This is a genomic window from Streptomyces sp. F63 (assembly GCF_018070345.1).
Classification (GTDB): Bacteria; Actinomycetota; Actinomycetes; order Streptomycetales; family Streptomycetaceae; genus Streptomyces.
In genome coordinates this window covers 96,401-115,206 of sequence record NZ_JAGPXX010000012.1, presented here as the reverse complement: position 1 = coordinate 115,206, position 18,806 = coordinate 96,401, and the positions used below count along the sequence as shown (strand labels likewise).

15 protein-coding genes are annotated in these 18,806 nt (G+C 74.2%); 6 read left to right on the top strand and 9 right to left on the bottom strand.

Annotated elements, in window-relative coordinates; genetic code table 11:
• Positions 1 to 625 precede the first annotated feature (625 nt).
• Positions 626 to 3,778, top strand: a complete 3,153-nt coding sequence (locus KBZ10_RS15290; RefSeq protein WP_307847449.1) for an amidohydrolase family protein — start codon at positions 626 to 628, stop codon at positions 3,776 to 3,778.
• Positions 3,779 to 4,060: 282 nt separating this feature from the next.
• Entirely contained in the window at positions 4,061 to 4,813 is a 753-nt protein-coding gene (locus tag KBZ10_RS15285; protein ID WP_210988175.1) for a uridine kinase, read from the top strand.
• Positions 4,814 to 5,045: 232 nt separating this feature from the next.
• Here KBZ10_RS15285 and KBZ10_RS30575 read toward each other — a convergent pair whose 3' ends face one another.
• On the bottom strand, positions 5,046 to 5,324 hold the full coding sequence (locus KBZ10_RS30575) for a transposase (protein ID WP_374223360.1): 279 nt from the start codon (positions 5,322 to 5,324) through the stop codon (positions 5,046 to 5,048).
• Positions 5,325 to 6,047: 723 nt separating this feature from the next.
• On the opposite strand from KBZ10_RS30575, the gene KBZ10_RS29455 reads away from it, so the two are divergent.
• Together KBZ10_RS29455 and KBZ10_RS15270 are read left to right on the top strand one after the other, a co-directional pair.
• On the top strand, positions 6,048 to 6,260 hold the full coding sequence (locus KBZ10_RS29455; RefSeq protein ID WP_247702408.1) for a hypothetical protein: 213 nt from the start codon (positions 6,048 to 6,050) through the stop codon (positions 6,258 to 6,260).
• A 69-nt stretch (positions 6,261 to 6,329) separates the two neighbouring features.
• Entirely contained in the window at positions 6,330 to 8,234 is a 1,905-nt protein-coding gene (locus KBZ10_RS15270; RefSeq protein ID WP_210988173.1) for a TerD family protein, read from the top strand.
• Here KBZ10_RS15270 and KBZ10_RS15265 read toward each other — a convergent pair.
• From KBZ10_RS15265 to KBZ10_RS15250, 4 genes are all read right to left on the bottom strand, one after another.
• On the bottom strand, positions 8,177 to 9,442 hold the full coding sequence (locus KBZ10_RS15265; protein ID WP_210988225.1) for an MBL fold metallo-hydrolase: 1,266 nt from the start codon (positions 9,440 to 9,442) through the stop codon (positions 8,177 to 8,179). The genes KBZ10_RS15270 and KBZ10_RS15265 overlap by 58 nt on opposite strands.
• Positions 9,443 to 9,844: 402 nt before the next feature.
• Positions 9,845 to 10,711 carry an SAM-dependent methyltransferase gene (locus tag KBZ10_RS15260; protein WP_210988172.1) on the bottom strand — a complete coding sequence of 289 codons (867 nt, stop codon included), beginning with the start codon at positions 10,709 to 10,711 and terminating at the stop codon, positions 9,845 to 9,847.
• Between the two features lie 100 nt (positions 10,712 to 10,811).
• Positions 10,812 to 11,057 (bottom strand): DUF397 domain-containing protein, encoded by a 246-nt coding sequence (locus tag KBZ10_RS15255; RefSeq protein ID WP_210988171.1) that lies wholly within the window; start codon positions 11,055 to 11,057, stop codon positions 10,812 to 10,814.
• A 3-nt stretch (positions 11,058 to 11,060) separates the two neighbouring features.
• Positions 11,061 to 11,927: a helix-turn-helix transcriptional regulator gene (locus KBZ10_RS15250; RefSeq protein ID WP_210988170.1), complete on the bottom strand. Its 867-nt coding sequence runs from the start codon at positions 11,925 to 11,927 to the stop codon at positions 11,061 to 11,063.
• Between the two features lie 137 nt (positions 11,928 to 12,064).
• On the opposite strand from KBZ10_RS15250, the gene KBZ10_RS15245 reads away from it, so the two are divergent.
• Positions 12,065 to 12,523, top strand: a complete 459-nt coding sequence (locus tag KBZ10_RS15245) for an ATP-binding protein (RefSeq protein WP_307847448.1) — start codon at positions 12,065 to 12,067, stop codon at positions 12,521 to 12,523.
• A 267-nt stretch (positions 12,524 to 12,790) separates the two neighbouring features.
• Positions 12,791 to 13,606 (top strand): tyrosine-protein phosphatase, encoded by an 816-nt coding sequence (locus tag KBZ10_RS15240; RefSeq protein WP_210988169.1) that lies wholly within the window; start codon positions 12,791 to 12,793, stop codon positions 13,604 to 13,606.
• Between the two features lie 66 nt (positions 13,607 to 13,672).
• Here the strand turns inward: KBZ10_RS15240 and hpnH are convergent, their stop codons facing one another.
• The 4 genes from hpnH to KBZ10_RS15220 form a co-directional block, all read right to left on the bottom strand.
• Positions 13,673 to 14,695: an adenosyl-hopene transferase HpnH gene (gene hpnH / locus KBZ10_RS15235; protein ID WP_210988168.1), complete on the bottom strand. Its 1,023-nt coding sequence runs from the start codon at positions 14,693 to 14,695 to the stop codon at positions 13,673 to 13,675.
• Positions 14,696 to 14,700: 5 nt separating this feature from the next.
• Positions 14,701 to 15,357: a 1-hydroxy-2-methyl-2-butenyl 4-diphosphate reductase gene (locus tag KBZ10_RS15230; protein ID WP_210988167.1), complete on the bottom strand. Its 657-nt coding sequence runs from the start codon at positions 15,355 to 15,357 to the stop codon at positions 14,701 to 14,703.
• Positions 15,357 to 17,540, bottom strand: a complete 2,184-nt coding sequence (gene shc, locus KBZ10_RS15225; RefSeq protein ID WP_247702407.1) for a squalene--hopene cyclase — start codon at positions 17,538 to 17,540, stop codon at positions 15,357 to 15,359. Before shc ends, KBZ10_RS15230 begins: the two co-directional genes overlap by 1 nt.
• A gap of 177 nt (positions 17,541 to 17,717) precedes the next feature.
• A complete protein-coding gene (locus KBZ10_RS15220) occupies positions 17,718 to 18,776 on the bottom strand; it encodes a polyprenyl synthetase family protein (protein WP_307847447.1) in 1,059 nt (352 codons plus the stop codon).
• Between the last annotated feature and the right edge of the window lie 30 nt (positions 18,777 to 18,806).

The following is an 18,806-nucleotide window of genomic DNA, read 5'->3' as shown; positions in this document are numbered from 1 at the left end:
GGCGGCGGTGCGCGTTCGGAGCGGAGCGGTCCCGGTCCCGCCCGGAGGCCGGCCCGTCCTGCTGTGGCTTGCGGCACGCGCGGTGCGCGTCGGCTTCCCCGGGCCGGGGAAGAGTGGTGAGGCGCTCGTCCCTCATCCGCGGGGTACGGAGGTGCCGCAGCCGTCACCGGCCCCGCTCCGCCGCTCCTCCGCCCGGACCCCGTCCGGCCCTTACACGGGAGGCCCGTTGGACACCACCGCATCCACCACCCATGTCGACAGCACCGGCGCCCGCACCGGCTCCGGCGCCCGCACCGGCTCCGGCGCCCGCACCGGCTCCGGCTCCGGCAGCGGCAGCGGTACCGCTACCGGAGGTGCCGGAGGTGCCGGAGGTGCCGGAAGCGCCGGAAGCGCCGGAAGCGCCGGAGCCGGTGCCTCTGCGCCCGCTGTTTCCGGTGCCTCCGGCGTTCCCGCTGGTCCGCCTCCCGCGGCCGGCGACGAGCGCTCACCGTTCTCCCGCCGGGGGTTCCTCCGCGCCGCCGCCGGTACCGCCGCGGCGGGCGCGGCTCTCCCCGCGGTTGCCCCCGTTCCGGCCGCCGCTGCGGCCGTCGCGGCACCCCCGCCGGCGTCCTCTCCCGCCCGGCGTGTGCTGCTGTCCCTCACCGCCGCCACCAACGGGACCGCGACTCTCTCCCCCGGCGGCGGGCGGCTGGTCGCCGAGGTGCAGAACGTCCTGTGGTCCGTGCCCGTCGGCAAGGGCGGGGAGGCGGAGGACGGCGACGGGGACGGCGACGGGGACGGGCGCGGCCCTGCCGGTGACGGCGCCGGCTCCGCCACCGCCCTCACGCCGCCGGACCTGGAGCCCACCCGTCCCGTGTTCTCGCCGGACGGCGAGTCGCTCGCCGTGTGCGCGTACCGGGGCGGTGGCTTTCATCTGTGGCTGCTGCGGCCGGACGGTTCCGGGTTACGGCAACTCACCGAGGGCCCGTGGGACGACCGCGGCCCCGCCTGGTCGCCGGACGGCACCCGGATCGCCTTCGCCTCCGAGCGCGGCGGCGATCCGGTGGCCGGCAGCCCGTACCGGATCTGGACCGTCCGCGTGGCCGACGGCCGCCTGACCCGGCTCACCGGGCTGGACGGGCAGGAGGGCCCCGGCCAGGAGGGGGCCTGGGAGGACTTCGACCCGGTCTGGTCGCCGGACGGCCGCCGTGTCCTGTTCGTCCGGGCGCGCCTCGACGGGAGCGCCCTCGACGCCCGCACGATCGTCTCCGTCCCCGCCGACGGCCGTGGCCCGGTGACCGCCGAGCACACCGACATCACCTCCGCCCAGCTGATGACCCCGGCCGTGTCGTCCTCGGGCCGGCTGGCGTATCTGCGGACCACGCCGCACCCCGGCGCCTCCTGCACGCTGGTCGTGGACGGCTCGGAGGTGCCTCTCGACGGCGATGTGGCCCCGGTGCCGCCGCGCTGGACCGGGCCGGAGGAACTGCTGCTGACGGTCGGCGGCCGCTTCCGGCTGGTGCGGCCGGGTGCCCCCGGGCCCGGCCGGGAGATTCCCTTCGCCGCCACGATGCCCGTCACCCGCCCCCGCTACCGCGTCAAGCGGTACGACCTCGGCGGGCACCGCGCCCGTCCGGTGCGCGGCATCCATCTGCCCGCGCTGTCGCCGGACGGCCGCCGTGTCGCCTTCGCCGCCCTCAACTCCCTCTGGGTCGGCGCCACGTCCGGGGGACGCCCGCCGCGCAGGCTCGTCCGCGCCGACCCGGCCCGGTTCCTGCTCGGCCCCTCCTGGGCCCCCGACGGCGCGTCACTGGTGTACGCCGACGACCGCGACGGGCTGTACGCCGTCCGCCGCCACGACCTGCGGACCGGCGTCGAGACCGTGCTCGCCCGCGGCGGACGGGTGTTCCCGGCGCTGTCGCCCGACGGTGGGCGGCTGGCCTCGCTCGACTTGAGCGGCCGCCTCGTCGTCACGGAGCTCGGCAGCGGTGCGGAGCGGGTCCTCGCGGCTCCGCTGGGGAGCGGCGGACTGCCCGGCCGGCCGAGCTGGTCCCCGGACGGCCGGTTTGTCGCCCTCTGCGACCGCAACCGGCTGAACCAGCGGTTCCGCGAGGGCTACAACCTGATCCGGGTGGTCGACGCGGAGACGGGCGCGGCCCGGCTGCATCCCGTCGCCCCGCACGCCTCCCTCTCGGACCGCTACGCCTCGGGCCCGGCCTGGTCCCCGGACGGGCGTTCGATGGCGGTGATCGTGGAGTCGGCGCTGTGGCTGCTGCCCGTACGGCCGGACGGGAGCCCCGGCGGTGAGCCGCGCCGGCTGACCGACGAGGCCGCCGACCACCCGTCCTGGTCCGGCGACTCCCGCACTCTGCTCTACCTCTCCGGCGACCGGCTGCGCCTGCTCGACGTGCACGGCGGCACGCCCCGTACGGTGCACGTGCCGCTGGAACACCGGCGGCCGGCGGCCGGCAGCGCCGTCGTGCACGCCGGGCTGCTCTGGGACGGCACCGGCGAACGGGTCCGCGAGGACGCCGACCTCCTCGTACGGGACGGGCGGATCACCGCCGTCGAGCCGCACCGCGCGGGGCGCCGGGCCCGGCGCCGCATCGACGCCTCGGAGCGGACCGTCCTCCCCGGCCTCTGGGACGCCCACACCCACCCCTGGCAGAGCACCTACGGCGGCCGCCAGACGGTCACCCAGCTCGCCTACGGCATCACCACCGCCGTCTCGCTCGGCGGCTTCGCCCACGAGCAGGCGCGGCTGCGGGAAGCCGTCAACGCCGGTGCGCTGGCCGGGCCGCGGCTGCTGGCGACGGGCGAGCTGCTGGACGGGGCGCGCGTCGCGTACAGCATGGGCCGCTGCCACCGGACGCGTGCCGGGCTGCGCCGCTCGCTGGAGCGGGCCGCGGCGCTCGACTGGGATTTCGTGAAGACGTATGTGCGGGCGCCGGGCTGGGTGATGGAGGAGGCCGCGCGGTTCGCGCACGACCGGCTCGGGGTGCGCAGCGGAAGCCATCTGCTGACTCCGGGCGTCCAGCTCGGCCAGGACCTGACGACGCATCTGCAGGCGACGCAGCGGCTGGAGTACGGGCACGCGACGACCGCGGCCGGGCACGTGTACGCCGATGTCCCCGAGGTCTACTCGGCGGGCGGCGACTTCCATCTGATCGCGACGCCGTTCACCGCGCTGTGGCTGCTCGGCACGGCCCCGGAGCTGGCGCGCGATCCGCGGGTGACGGCGCTCATGCCGCCGTGGGACGTGACCGTCGTGACGGAGCAGGCGGGCCTCCCGCCGTCCTCCGCTCAACTGGCCACGCTGGGAAGGGAGATGGAGGTGTACCGGCGGGTGCTGTCGGCGGGCGGGCTCGTCGCCATGGGCACGGACGCGCCGCTGACGCCGGTGGGCCTCCATCTGCATCTGGCGCTGCGCGCCCTGCACCGCAGCGGGCTGTCGGCGGCGCGGACGCTGCGTACGGCGACCGCGCTGCCCGCGCGGGTGTTCGGCGCGGAGCGGGATCTGGGCACGCTGGAGCCGGGCAAGCTGGCGGACATGACGGTCGTCGACGGTGACCCGTTCACGGACTTCGACACGCTGGTGCGGACGGTGTCGGTGGTGCGGGGCGGAGTGCCGTACGAACAGGCCGGGTTGGTGAAGGGGTTCGCGGCGTCCGGAGAGGCGGACCGGCGGTCCGCCGCGGAACCGGGCGGGTCCGCCGCCGGGGCGGCGGAGACCGGCTGGAGCGCGGTCGGCCGGCAGATGCGCCGGGACGGCTGCTGTGACACCGGTCCGGAGTGGTGACGCGGTCGCCGCGCGGGACGCGGCGGGAGGGGTGACGCGCCGCGGAAGGCGTGACGCGCCGCTGGAGGGCGGCGCGGCCGGTGCGGGGCACGGTGCCGGACGGGCCGCCTCCGGGCGCGGGTGAGGCCGCACCATCCGCCAGGGCGCGCGACCCGACGCGCGGGAGCGCAGCCGTGCCGCGCGCCCTGCGCGAGGGCCGCGAGCCGTCACCCGCTCCGGCCCGTCGGCAACGATCTTCACCCCGTCAACACATCTGACACGTTCACTCGATAGATTCACCCCATGGAACTGCGACCCCCGGGACACGCGGACGTGCGGCACTCCGTCTCCACCTGGCGGCAGCCCACCCCAGCCGCCGCCTCACCGCAGCGGAACGCCCTCACCGCGCTGCTCGCACGACGCGTCGCGGGACTGGGCGGCGGGCGCCTCCTCGTCGGGATCGACGGCTTCACCGCCGCGGGCAAGACCAGTTTCGGGCACGAACTGGCCCAGCACGTCGCCGCCACCGGGCGCCCGGTCCTCCGCGCGACGCTCGACGACTTCAAGAAGCCGTGGCACGACCGGCACCTGTACGACCGGGAGTCCGGTGAGGGCTACTACCGCAACGCGTACGACTACGAGTCGGCCGAACGGCTGCTGCTCGGCCGCTGCCGCAGGCCGGACGAGACCTCCGCCGTGCTCTGCTCCATCGACCCGCTCAGCCAGCGGGACCACTCCGGTCGGTCCACGCCACTCGCACCGGACACGGTGCTGATCGTGGACGGCGTCTTCGCCTTCCGGCCGGAGATCAACGCCTACTGGGACTTCCGGATCTGGCTCCACGTGGACCCGGAGGTCTCCGTCCGCCGGGGCGCCGAGCGCGACCGGGACCGGGCCGGCACGGACGCGGAATCGATCCACCGCGACCGCTACCTGGCGGCGCACCGGATCTATCTCCGGGAGGCCGATCCCCTTCCCGGGACGGATGTGGTCATCGACAACACGGACTTCACCGACCCGCGGGTGGTGAAGGACCCGGCGGTCCTGCGGCTCTGAGCGGGGGCGGGCGGCGCCTGGGCCGACCGCGCCGGCCCCGCACCGGCGGTACCGCCTCCGGGAAGGGCGGGCCGGGTGACGTCGTTGCGGTTGCCGCCGGTCAAGGCGGCGGCGAGTGGGATGCCGGTGGCGTCGGTGATCAGATGGTGTGCGCTGCCCGTCCCGCCCGCCCGGTCGACAGGGCTTTCGTCCTGTCGTGGAGCCCCTTTGCGACGCCCGCACGTGAGAGCCGTCAACCGCGGGCCCGGGAGAGGTCCAGGGCGTTCGCGCGGCGCAGCTTCGCGAGGAGGACCTCGTGCAGCCGGGGCCACACGTCAGCCTCGGTCCACCCGGCCAGCCGGCGCCGGCAGGTCATGCCCGGCCCGAAGCCGAGTTCCTGCGGAAGGTCCCGGGCGATCCCCGTGTGCAGCACGAACAGAACGCCTGGGAACACCAACCGGTCCGGATGCCGCTCTTTCGTCCCGGATGCCGGGTCCGGCGCTCGATCCCGGGCAAGCAGTGGCTCGGTCACCGCCCACAGCTCGTCACCGGTTTCCCACGGCTTCGGCCGAGCCACCCCGTACCCCCGGATCACCGGTCCCAGAGTGACCGGCCACCTCGACGATCATTTCCCTGGGAGGTCCCGGACAGAGGGGCCACGTCGACGAAGCGGTAGCCGACCGGGCGATGCCGTGCCGGCCTCCGGGAACGGCGTGGCCGTCGTCGCAGGCGGACTCGGGTCCGGAGCGCAGAGAACCGCAGAGCGTTCACCTTTCCATCACGATCCCGTCACTTGCCTCTCGCGATCACCCCGTCGGCACATCACACCCCTTACGGTCATCTGGCACCCATCGCTTCACGGGGGACGCATGTCGTACAGCCAGTTGCCGCCCGCAGAGCCGCAGTTCGCCGGGCCACCGGCCGGGCCGCCCGTACAGCCCGGCGGCAGGCCGACTGCGGACGTGCCCGAGAGGGCGACCGTCCCCGGCTTCGTGGGGATGGGCCTGCAGTCGGCGCGGGACAAGGCGCGGGAAGCCGGTTTCTGCGGGCTCGCTTCGCACGACGCACGGGGCCGGGAACGTATGCGGACGTTCGACCGGAACGGGAAAGTGTGCCGTCGGAACGTAGAGGCCGGCGCCTCCTGGCCGACCGGCACCGACCTTGGCCTTCGGGGCGGTGAAGCTGGAGGAGGGCTGCCCGGGGGAGAACGGGAAGCCTCCGACCGCCAAGAGCGGCAAGAACGGCAAGAGCGGCAATGCCGAACTTCGCGGGCGAGTCGGCAAAGGCCGCGCGTTCCGCCCTGGACTCCGGTGTCTCCCTCGCGGTGGAGGATGCCCCGCCGGACGACCGCTGGGTGCTGGTCGAATCGCCTGGGAAGGTGCGCGCGCCGGAGCCGGCCGCCGGTGCATCGCTCACTGGGCGGCCGGTCACGCTCAAGGCGGTCGAGTTCGATGAGTCCTGCCCTTGACCGTCGGTCCGGCTGCGGTAGGACACACCAGGCCATGTACATCACCGAGTTGATTGGGCAACCCACGCGATGAGTCTCGTCTCTCCCGGCCTGGACGTACCAACGGCCGGTGACTACGCCCACGACTGGACGCTGATCGATGTAGAAACCTCAGGACTCACACCCCGACGGGACCGAGTGCTGTCCGTCGCGGTGATGACGATCAGCCCGGAGGGTGAACAGACCGGAGAGTTCTCAACACTGCTCGACCCGGGATGCGACCCGGGGCCAGTCGAGGTCCACGGGCTCACCGCCGAGCGGCTGCGGGGTGCTCCGACCTTCGCCCAGGTCGCCGGGCGGATCGGGGCGATGCTTCAGGACCGGGTCCTGGTGGCCCACCATGCCCAGTTCGACTACGACTTCCTCGCCCACGAGTTCGCGCGGGCCCGGATGTGGCTTCCGGTCTCGCAGCGGCTGTGCACCCTGGCCCTCAATCGCCAGGTCGACCCGCCGACCGGCGATCTGAAACTGGGCACGCTCGCCGCCCATTACGGTGTCCCCCAGCAACGTGCTCACGACGCACTGGACGATACCCGTGTACTGGCCGGAATCCTGCGGGCCTCCCTGCGCGAGGCAGCCCGGCTCGCGCTCCCCCTGCCCCTCGTGACCTGCCCGCCCCGGGCCGCGTCACAGTTCACGCCGCAGCCACCCAAGACTCCGTGCGCCTACCGCAACCCCGGCCCCATGGCTCCCGGCGGACCGCTCCGGCAAGGCATGAAGGTCGCAATCACCGGCGAAACCGCCCACGCCCGTGCGGAGCTGACCGGGCGAGCCGTTGCCGCCGGACTGAACATGATGACCTCCGTCAGCCGGCACACCAGTGTGCTGGTCACCAACGAACCGGCGTCGGACTCGGCCAAGGCACGTCGCGCCCGTACCGAAGGCGTACCGGTGATCGACGAGCACACCTTCCTGCGCCTGCTCGCGGACGTGCGACCGGGGACGGCGATCGCCACGGCAGCGACGGCCGTCACCGGGTCCGAAGCCCGGCGACCTGCCCCCGCACCACCAGGCGCTCCCGCAGCGGACGCCGCCCCCAACCGCCGGACAGCAACACCGCGCGCACCAGCTGCCTCGACGGCGACCGCGGCACGGATACGCCGCGCGGAGCCGGCCGCAGATGCCGTACCGGGCAGAGCGCTGGCCGGACACAGGGTCCTGGTCCTGGGTGGCGTCCACACCGACGCCGCGGCGGCCCGCACCCGCGTCGTCGCTCTCGGCGGTTCCGCCGCGATCAACCTGTCCGCCGGCGTCACCGATGTCGTGGTCCTGCCCGGCGGGGAACGCGACCGGCGCATGACCCGGATCAGGGCCCTCGCGCTCCCCGTACACGCACCGGACTGGCTCACCACTCCGACAGCCGCTGCTCAGCCTCCGAGGACTCCCCGTCCTCAAGAGCCGGCCGTGTTGCCCAGAGGAGGTGTCATCGATCTGCCCATGCCGCCCGGAGCACCCTTCCCCGTGTGGCACATCACCGCCGGCTGGACCCCGCAATCCCGCTTCGATGTCGACGTCGTCGCCTTCCTCCTCGACGAGGACGAACAAGTCACCTTCGACGAGGACTTCATCTTCTACGGAGCCCCGGAAAGCCCCGCCGGAACGGTACGCCTGCTGACCGGTGGCCCAGCCGAGCAGACGATCACCCTCGACCTGGCCTCACTGCCGCCCACAATCCGCAAGGTCGTCGTAGCCGCAGCCATCGACGGCAGCGAAACGTTTGGAACGGTCGGCGCGATGCAGATCAGCGCAGCCCCCGGCAACAGCGGGCCACCGCTCGCACGGGCCACCCTGGACGCCGCCACCACCGAACGCACGATGCTCCTCGCGGAGATCTACCGGAGGGGCCCGGTGTGGCGCCTGCGTACCGTGGGCCAGGGCTACGACCACGCCCTGGACGCACTCGCACGCGGATACGGAGTCGACATCGCCGAGTGAAGGGTGCGCGTATCCGACCACCGGGACCCGCACGGATCGCCCCTGCTCGGCTCGGCCGCACTCTCGGCACTCCGGGGACGCCGCCACGGACGGGCGACCGGACCGGCGACCGGACCGGAGACCGCCCGCCACCACGGCTCGACCGGCAGCCTCCCCGCCGGCTCGAACGGCTCACCCGGCCGGGGGAACGCCACCGCCTGGCCGGCCTCCCCGGCGGCGTCCCGCATCCACTCCCCCGGCTCCGCCCACGCGTGCGGTGCGAGGTTGAAGGTGCCCCAGTGGACGGGCAGCAGAACCCCGGCCGGGGTACCGCCGGAGAGGTCGAGATGCGTCCGCACCCCCTCCTCCGGGGTCATGTGGATCTCCGGCCAGTGCTCCGAGTACGCGCCGATCTGGATCATCGTGGCGTCGAACGGGCCGTACGCGGCGCCGGTCTCGGCGAACCCGTGGTAGTAGCCGGTGTCCCCGCTGTGGAAGACCCGGTGCCCGGGGCCGGTCACGACCCAGGAGGCCCACAGGGTCCGCATCCCGCGGACGAGGCCCCGGCCGCAGAAGTGCCGGGCGGGCGTGGCCGTGAGCGTCAGCTCCCCGACGCGCGCCGACTCGTGCCAGTCCAGTTCGTCGATGCGCGCCGGGTCGACGCCCCAGTGTTCGAGGTCCGCCCCGACGCCCAGCGGTACGGCGAACCGGGTGCCGGTGGCCGCGAGTGCGCGGACGGTGGCCATGTCCAGGTGGTCGTAGTGGTCGTGCGAGATGACGACCGCGTCGACCGGCGCCAGGTGCTCCAGCGGCAGCGGCACGGGGTGCAGCCGGCGCGGCCCGGCGAAGGGGAACGGCGAGCAGCGTTCGCTCCACACCGGGTCGAACAGCACCCGGTGACCGTCGATCTCCACGAGCACGGTGGCGTGCCCCATCCACGTCAGCCGGAGCCCCGACGGGGGCGGGGTCGGCGTCGGGGCGTCCCGGGTCCGCGGGGCGGGCCGCTGTACGGGTACGGCTCCGGCGGGCGCGCGCCGCCGGCGCGCCTCCCGGTCGAACTGGGCGCGCAGCAGCGCCCGGGCGGAGCCCGGCAGCATCATGCGGGTCGGCACCGGGTTGCGGAACTGTCCGTCCGCCCACTGCGGTGATCTGCGGATGCGTTCGAGCCGCTCGCCGGCCGGGTCCGCGCCGAAGGCGGCGGGCCGCAGCCGGGCGGCGAGGGAGCGCAGCGGCCCGGCTGCGGAACGCCGGGAGCGGCCGGAACGGGGCTCGGGGCGGGACGCGGAGCTGGAGACGGGTTCGGGCACGGGACCTCCGTGGGACGGCTGCCCGGTACGCCGCGGCCCTCGCCCCGGCGCCCGGGTGGTGTCCGCCGGCTGTGCCGCCGGCGCTGTGCTCCCCAGGACAACGGTGGGGCCGTCCGCAAAATGCCCGCCGTGCGGACATCACCGGGTCCGCCGTCCCCGGGAACGGCGGTGCGGGCCCGGCGTCCGCGCCGTGCGGGGCGGTGGCACGGCACGGGCGGCAGCCGGTGCGCGCGCCGGAGCCCGCACGCGCGGCGGCCCCGACGGCGGGGCAGCGCGGGGCCGGGTTACCGTGCGTGCCGGGCCCGGCTCCCCCCGTCCGTCCGTTCAGGGCTTGCGGCCCACGCCCCCGTAGCAGGCGACGGTACGCCCCTCCCCGGTCTCCCCCTTCCCGGTCTCTCCCGCCGTCCCGGTCTCCCCGTTCTCCTCCTCGGGCCGCCAGGCCGTGGCCTGGACCAGTCCGGGGTCGAGCAGTTCGAAGCCCTTGAAGAACGGCAGGATGCGGGCGTGGTCGCGCAGGGTGAGGTGGGCCGTGCTCCGGTCGTAGATCTTCCGGACGTCCTCCCCCTCCGCCCGCCGCCGCTCCTCGCCGTGGAAATCGGCGGTGACGTGACTGAGGATGAGGTGGCTCCCGCTCGGCAGGTCCTCGCCGAGCGTGGCGAGGATGCCCTCCGGGTCGGAGGCGTCGTCGATGAAGTGCAGGACGGCGACCAGCATCAGCGCCACCGGCTGGTCGAAGTCGATGAGCCGGCGGATGGTCGGGTGGTCCAGGACGGACCGCGGTTCGCGGATGTCGGCGTGGACGAAGGCGGCGTTGCCCTCGTTGGTCAGCTTGGCCTCCGCGTGCGCCCCGACGATGACGTCGTTGTCGACGAACGCCACCCGGGTGTCGGGCGCGATCCGCCGCGCGATCTCATGGGTGTTGGGCGAGGTGGGGATGCCCGTGCCGATGTCGATGATCTGCCGGACGCCCGCCTGGACGACGGTCCGCACGGCCCGCTGCATGAAGGCCCGGTTGGCCCGCGCGGTCGCCCGCGTGTCCGGGGCCAGCTTCATCACTTCCTCGGCGGCCGCGCGGTCGACCTCGTAGTTGTCCCATCCCCCGAGGTAGTAGTCGTACATCCGGGCCGGATGCGGTCTGCTGGTGTCGATACGTTCGGCAGGGAAACCCTGGTCGGTCACACCGGTCTCCATTTCCGTCTCTTCCCCCTGTCCGCGGGGTGTCCCCCCGCGTCCCCCGTTGTCCGTGCGAGAGCCGGCCGCTCGGTCGCGGCGCCGGCTCCGTCGAGCGAGGTCAGGCGAGCAGGAAGTCCGCCTCGCCGTCCTTCGCGCCACGGATGAAGGTCGCGATCTCGTGATGGGTGTATATCAGCGCCGGGCCCTCCGGATCGGTGGACTGCCGCAGCGCCACCCTTCCGTCACCCAGCTTCATGGCCTCTACACAACTGCCCCCGTTCCCCCCGCTCCACGGCTTGTGCCAGCCCTCCGAGCCGAGCTCCGTGGAGGGCATCCCGTTGTAAATACGTTTCCTGCGATCCATGGTTCAGATCTCCTTGCGAATCCCACCCAGCACCGTCCGGGTGGTGTGTGCGGGCGCGGCTTGCGCGCACATCCGGTCGAGAGCCTCCAGGAACGCCGACACGTCGTCCCGCTGGTCGACGTAGACGGCCCCCACGAGGCTCTCGGAGTAGACGACGTCCGGCAGTTCCGGAAGCGGAAACCGGAAGATGTGGAAGGGACCGTACATGGCCGGGTGCGGTCCCGCGGAGAAGGGCATGAGCTGGAGTCTGACCCGCGGCATCTCGGTGGCCTCGATGAGCCGGTCGATCTGCGCGCGCATCACCTCCGGGCCGCCGATCGGGCGGCGGAGGACCGTCTCGTCCATGACGACCCACAGCAGCGGCGGGTCGTCCTTCGTCAGCAGGGACTGGCGCTCGGCGCGGAGCGCGGCGAGGCGCTCCACCTCCGCCGCGGGCGCGTGCGGCATCCCGGCACGGAGGACGGCGCGTGCGTACGCCTCGGTCTGGAGCAGCCCGGGTACGTAGTGCGGCTCGTAGGCGCGGATGACGCTGGCCTCGCCCTCCAGGGCCACGAAGGCGCTGAACCACTCGGGGAGCACGTCGCGGAAGCGGTGCCACCAGCCCGGCTGGTTGGCCTCCCTGGCCAGGGAGACGAAGGTGTCGATCTCGCTCTGGTCGGTGATCCCGTAGACCCGGAGGAGTTTCTCCACATACGGGATTTTCAGTCCGACTTCGGCCTTCTCCATCCGGCGGACCGTGGCGTGGGTGACGTCGAGGGCGCGGCCCGCCTCCGCGTACGACAGTCCGGCTCTCTCCCGTAGGTCCTGCAGGCGCTTGCCGAGCACCAGTCTCAGGACGGTCGGCGCACCTCCCGACCGCGCGTCCTTCACCGCACATCCCCTCCAACAACCTTGACCCGGGCGCAGTGTGTCACGCAGTCAGTTGCACGGGCCAGGCTGTCGTCTGCCTTTTGTGATTTACAGACTGATCCTTGCCATGCGTGAGTGACAAGCCGCATAGTTACAGCGTGGCTCCTTCCCATGACGCGCTCCGGCTGAGCCGCCGCGGCGGCATCGCCGCCCGGTATCCGCAGGACGTGTTCCATCTGCCGGCGATGAGCGCCTCGGTCTCCAAGGCCCGGCGGCGCGTCCTCACGGTGCTGTCCGAGTGGGGCGTCGACGAGCGCTGCCGGGCGGACGCCGAGCTGGTGGTGTCGGAGCTGTTCACCAACGCCGTGCGGCACACCGACAGCGTGAAGGTGACCTGCGAGATCCGGCTGATCGGGCCCCGGCTGCGGGTCGAGGTCGCCGACCAGGGCTGCGCGGAGACCGAGCCGCGCGCGCGGTTCTCCGGGGCCGACGAGGAGGGCGGGCGCGGGCTGATGCTGGTCGGCGCCCTCGCGGAGGAGTGGGGGGTCCGGCCGGACGACACCGGCCGCGGCCAGGTGGTCTGGGCCTGCCTGCGCTACGGGAGAACCCTCCGCTGAACCGCCGCGCCCGCGCCCGCGCCGCCCCGCTCGCCGTCTCTCCGCCCGCCGTCTCGCCGCCCGCCGCCCGGCTCGGGCCCGGGAGTCCGTGACGCGTCCCACACCGCGGGCCCGCGCGCACCGGGAAAGACCAGGTGGCACGCGGTCCGCCGGAGAGCGGAAGGCACCGGGGAACCGGTTGCCCGGGTAATCCATATCGTAGGGTCGCAAGCATCAGGAGGACCGCCTCGCCGGCCCGGAGCCGGCGGCCGACACCGAGGAGCGCCCGTGACGCAGACGCCTCAGGTTCCACAGACCGGGCAGGCCGAACCCCGGCTCTCGGGTGTGCGGAACTTCCGCGACGTGGGCGGTCTGCCGACCGGCGACGGCCGGACCGTCCGGCGCGGGGTGCTCTACCGCAGCGGGCATCTGGCGAAGGCCACCGCCGAGGACGCGGCGTTCCTCTCCTCCCTCGGGCTGCACACGATCTTCGACTTCCGCAACGACGCGGATGTGGCCCTCGACGGCCACGACGTCGAGCTGGACGGCGTACGCCATGTGAACATCCCGCTGACCGACCCCGCCGACGGCGCGGAGTTCTGGCGGATGGTGCGGGACGGCGACCTCGCCCAGCTCCGGACCGCGCTGGGCGACGGCAAGGCCGCTCTGCGGATGTCGAGCACCTACCGCGTCATCGTCAAGACCCGCACCACCGAGCACAGCCGGGTGCTGCACGCGCTCGCCGAGGACAGCGTGCCCGCACTGATGCACTGCGCGGCGGGCAAGGACCGCGCCGGGCTGTCCGTCGCGGTCACCCTGCTCGCGCTGGGAGTGGAGCGGGACGCGATCGAGGCGGACTACCTGGCGAGCGCCGCCCCGCACCGCCGCTACCGGTTCCGCCGCTCGGACGACTCCCCCGCCGCCCTGACACCGGAGGTCGAGGATCTGCTCAGCCCGCTCTTCGACGCCCGGCGCGAATACCTCGCCGCCGCCTTCTCCACGATCGAGGAGGAGTGGGGCACGGTCGACGCGTACCTCACCCACGGGCTGGCCTTCGGGCCGGACCGGCGGGAGCGGCTGCGCGAGCGGATGCTCGACGGCTGACCCGCGCGGGGCCGCCGGCCGCCCGGCGCTTCCGCCGGCCGGGGCGGCGGCCCCGCCGTGCCGCCCTCAGCTCCTGTGCCCGCCGGCCGTCTCGCGCAGCGCGCGCAGCGACTGCCGCAGCGAGCCGAGGGTGGCCAGGACGGCGGTCGGCTCGTAGCCGCAGTGCGCCATGCAGTTGGCGCAGCGCGGGTCGCGTCCCCGCCCGTACGCCTCCCAGTCGGTCTCCTCGACCAGCTCCCGGTAGGTGGGGACGTGGCCGTCGCTCATCAGGTAGCAGGGCCGCTGCCAGCCGAGGAGTGAGTAGTTGGGGATGGCCCAGGCCGTGCAGGGGAAGTCCACCCGGCCCTCCAGGAAGTCCAGGAAGAGCGGGCTGTGGTTGAGCCGCCACCGGCGCCGGTTGCCGCCCGCGAACGCCTTGGCGAACAGCTCGCGGGTCTGGCCGACGCCGAGGAAGTGCTCCTGGTCGGGGGCCTTCTCGTAGGCGTAGGCGGGCGAGATCATCATCTCGTCCACCCGCAGCTCGTCATTGAGGTAGTCGAGGACCTCGATCACGGTCTGCGGGGTGTCGGTGTTGAAGAAGGTCGAGTTGGTGGTGACCCGGAAGCCGCGCCGCTTGGCCTCCTTGATCGCCTCGACGGCCTCGTCGAACACGCCCTCCTTCGCGACGGAGGCGTCGTGCCGCTCGCGCAGCCCGTCGATGTGCACCGCGAAGGCGAAGTAGCGGGAGGGCTCGAACTTGTCGAGGTGCTTGCGCAGCAGCACGGCGTTGGTGCAGAGGAAGACGTACTTCCTGCGCGCGGTGAGCTGCCGCACGATCTCGTCGATCTGCGGGTGCATCAGCGGCTCGCCGCCCGCGACGGACACCATGGGCGCGCCGGACTCCAGGACGGCGCCGACGGCCTGGGCGACGGGCATCCGCTGCCGGAGCACGCCGGCCGGATGCTGGATCTTCCCGCAGCCCTCACACTTGAGGTTGCAGGCGAAGAGCGGTTCCAGCTCGACGATCAGCGGGAACTTCTCCCGGCGGCGGAGCTTCTGGGCGAAGAGATAGGTTCCGACCCGGATGGACTGGCGGAGCGGCATGGCCATCTGGCTCACCTCCTGGGGAGCGGCAGGGAACGGTGCCATTCGTAGAAAGCCGGCAGGACGGTCCGCAGGACGCGGAAGGCCGATATTCCACCGAGCACCGTGCCGCCCCGGGCCAGTTCGCGCTCCGGGGTGTCCACGACCACCCGTACGGCGGCAACGGGGCGCGGCCCCGCGGCCAGCGCGGTGCGGAGGACGGCGGCGGACTCCATGTCGGCGGCGATCGCTCCGCTCGCGTGCAGCCGGGTGCGTTCGGCGCCCCGCACGAGGTGGTCGGTGCCGGCCAGCGGGCCGGTGCGGACGGCCGTGCCGGGACGGGCGCGGGTGTGCCGGGCCAGGGCGGCGGCCAGCACGGCGGTGCCCGTGCACGGGACGCTGCCGTCCCCGTCGCGGGTCTCGGCGGCGACGACCAGGTCGCCGGGGCGCATCCCCGGGGCGAGCGCCGCGCAGAAGCCGGTGGCGAGGACGGCGGTACCGGCCGTGTGCGGGCCCCCGCGGCTCAGGCCGCGGAGCACGGCGCGCTCCGCGGAACGCGGTCCCATGCCGGTGCGCAGGACGGTCAGGGCACCGGGTGCTCCGTTCCGGTCGCCGCCGCGCAGGGCGAGCCGTTCGATGCCGAGCGCGCAGGCGATCAGCAGCGCCCGGGAGCCGCCGTCCGCCGGCATCAGGCGTCCAGCGGGCCGGGACGGGGCGGCCGGCCCACGGCGGTGAGGTAGCGGCCGAGGGCGGTGAGCGGGAAGACCTGCCGGTAGAGGTGGTAGTTGATGGAGAAGTCCCAGGGGAAGCCGGTGCCGGTGAACTGGGGTTCGTCCCAGGAGCCGTCGGCGCGCTGGGTGCGGGCGAGCCAGCCGACGCCGCGTTCGACGGCCTTCCCGTCCTCCTCCCCGGCTGCGAGGAGGGCGAGCAGGGCCCAGCCGGTCTGGGAGGCGGTGGACGCGCCGCGGGCGATCCACTCCGGGTCCGGGTAGGAGCGCAGGTCCTCGCCCCAGCCGCCGTCCTCGTTCTGGACGCCGGTGAGCCAGTCGACGGCGCGGCGGATCGCGGGGTGGCCCGCGGGGACACCGGCGGCGACAAGGGCGGGGACGGCGGAGCCGGTGCCGTAGAGGTAATTGACCCCCCAGCGGCCGAACCAGGCCCCGCTGGGCTCCTGTTCGGCGAGCAGCCAGGCCACGGCGCGGCGCACGCGCGGGTCGCCGGCCAGGCCCTCGGCGGCGAGCATCTCCACGACGTGCGCCGTGACGTCGGCGGACGGCGGGTCGATGACCTCGCCGAAGTCGCAGAACGGCAGCCGGTTCGGGAAGGCACTGGTGTTGTCGGCGTCGAACGCGCCCCAGCCGCCGTCCGCGGACTGCATGCCGAGGGTCCAGCGGACGGCGCGGCGGACGGCCCGGTCGACCCGCCCGGGATCGGGGTGGGCGGTGCGGCGGAGGGCGAGGACGACCTCGGCGGTGTCGTCGGTGTCCGGGTAGTTGTCGTTGTGCAACTCGAACGCCCAGCCGCCCGGGGGCAGTCCGGGCCGGCGGACGGACCAGTCGCCGGGGCACAGCACCTGTTCGCCGAGCATCCAGTCGGCGGCCTTCACGAGAGCGGGGTGGTCGGCGGGCAGTCCGGCGTCGGCGAGGGCGATGGTGGCGAGGCAGGTGTCCCAGACCGGGGACTGGCAGGCCTCGATCATGCGGCTGGGGCCGCCGCCGGGGCCGGGCACGTCCCGCCAGACGGCGAACCGGTCGAGCGACTCCAGCCCGGCGCGGAGCACGGGATGGCCGAGGTCGTGGCCGAGCAGGTGGAGGGCGATGACCGAGTAGACGGCCGGCGGCTGGATGCCGCCCCAGCAGCCGTCGTTCTCCTGGCGTTCGGTGATCCAGCGGGCGCAGGCCCGCAGCGCCGCGCGCCGCAGCGGGGGCGGTGCCACCCGGCGGTAGGCGTGCAGGGCCCGGTCCAGGCGCCGGAAGACGCGGTCCCAGCCGGTGGCGGGGGCCTTGGCGTGCCGCGGCGGTGCCGCGTCCGGATCCGGGTGGAGTTCGCCGAGCGGGAAGGGCGCGGGACGCACCGGGCGCAGGGCGGACACGACGGCGAGCGGCACGATGGTCTGCCGGGCCCAGCAGCCGAAGTCGTAGATGTTGAGCGGGAACCACTTCGGCAGGTAGATCATCTCGGGCGGCAGTTCGGGCAGCCGCTCCCAGGGCCACCAGCCGAAGAGGGCGAGCCAGATCCGGGTGAAGACCCGGGAGGCGGCGATCCCGCCGTGCTCGCGCACCCAGGCGGAGGCGGCCGCCATGTGCGCGTCCGCGGGGGCGTCGCCGGCGAGCCGGAGGGCGGCGTACGCCTCGATGGTGGTGGAGAGGTCGCCGGGACCGCCGTGGAAGGTGGCCCAGGTGCCGTCGGGGAGCTGGCGGGAGCGGATGAAGCGGGCGGCGGCCTCGGTGGTCCGCCGGTCGCCGATGCCGAGGAACTGGCGGAGCAGCAGGTCCTCGGCGTCCATGGTGACGTTGGTCTCCAGGTCGCCCTTCCACCAGCCCTCGTCGTGCTGCCGGCCGAGGAGGTTCCGGACCGCCCGCGCGGCGGCCCGCCCGGCGGCGGCGGGGGTGTCGCGGGGCCCGGGGGCGGGCCGGCCCGGCCCGGCGGCGCGGAGTCCGGCTCCGGGGGACGCGATGCCGGGGGACGCGGCTCCGGGCGACGCGGTGCCCGGGGACGCGGCTCCGGGGGATGCGGTGCCGGGGGATGCGGCACCCGGGAGGGCGGCTTCCGCGTCGGGGGCGGTGGGCGGGGCCGGGAGCGCGCCGGGCGGGCCGCCGGCCGGGGTGGCGGGGGGCCGGGGCCCCGAACCGCCGTCGGTCGTCGCTGTCATGGCTTCCCCTTCGTGCAGTGGACGTCCTGCTGTGCTGGGGTGCACCGGCCGCACCGCGCCGCCCGGGAGGGCGTGCGGCGGCGGCCGGCGGCCACGCCTATATGTGCCGGCGGTTCTCTCCGCGTGCGGACGCGGCACCGGCCGGTGCCGTGGTCGTCCCGCCCGGTGCGCGCCCGGTCATTTCCGCCGCACGACCACGAAGTCCGCGAGGGCGACGAGCTGTTCGCGGACCCGCGGATCGAGATCGACCCGGTCCAGCGCGCCGATCGCGGCGGCATGCTGCCGCTGGGCCTCCTCCGAGGTCCAGGCGCGGCCGCCGGCCTCCTCGATGAGCGCGGCGCGCTCGGCGAACTCGGTCTCGTCGAAGTCCTCGGTGCGGTCGCTCTTGGCGTCGACGGCGAGGATCGCGGCGAGCCGGTCGGAGGCGGCCCCGCCGGCGGCGAGGGCGGCGACGACCGGCAGGGACTTCTTCCGCTGCCGCAGGTCGCTCCAGGTCTGCTTGCCGGTCGCCTCCGGGTCGCCCCAGATGCCCAGCAGGTCGTCGACGGCCTGGAAGGCGAGGCCGAGGTGGTAGCCGTAGGACTCCAGGCTGTCGGCGAGGTGGTCGTCGGCGCCGCCGAGGACGGCGCCGATGGAGGTGGCGCAGGCGAGCAGGGCGCCGGTCTTGTTCCCCTCCATGCGCAGGCACTCCTCGACGGTGACCCGCTCCCGGTGCTCGTAGGAGATGTCCTGGGCCTGGCCGTCGATGAGCTTGCGGGTCGCGGTGGTCAGCCGTCCGGCGGCACGGGCCGCCTCGGCTGTGCCCATCTCCAGCAGGATCTCCCCGGCCAGGGCGAAGAGGGCGTCGCCGACGAGGACGGCGAGGGCGGGCCCGTGCACCTTCCAGACGGTGTCGCGGTGGCGGCGCTGCTCGTCGCCGTCCATGAGGTCGTCGTGGAGCAGGGAGAAGTTGTGCACCAGCTCGACGGCGACGGCACCGGGGATACCGGTCTCCGCGGAAGCCCCCGCCGCCTCGGCGGAGAGCAGCGCGAGCGCCGGGCGGACCGCCTTGCCGCCGTCGCCGTCGGCGGGGCGGCCCTCGGCGTCGATCCAGCCGAAGTGGTAGGCGGCGACGGTGTCCATGGGGGGTGCGAGCCGGGCCACGGCGGCCCGCAGCACCGGCGTGGCGAGCGTCCGTCCGCGCAGCAGCAGCGCGGCGACGTCCGCGGTGTCGATGGCGGGTTGCGCCGTGTTCACTGTCTCTCCTCCGGTTCTTCTGCAGCCATG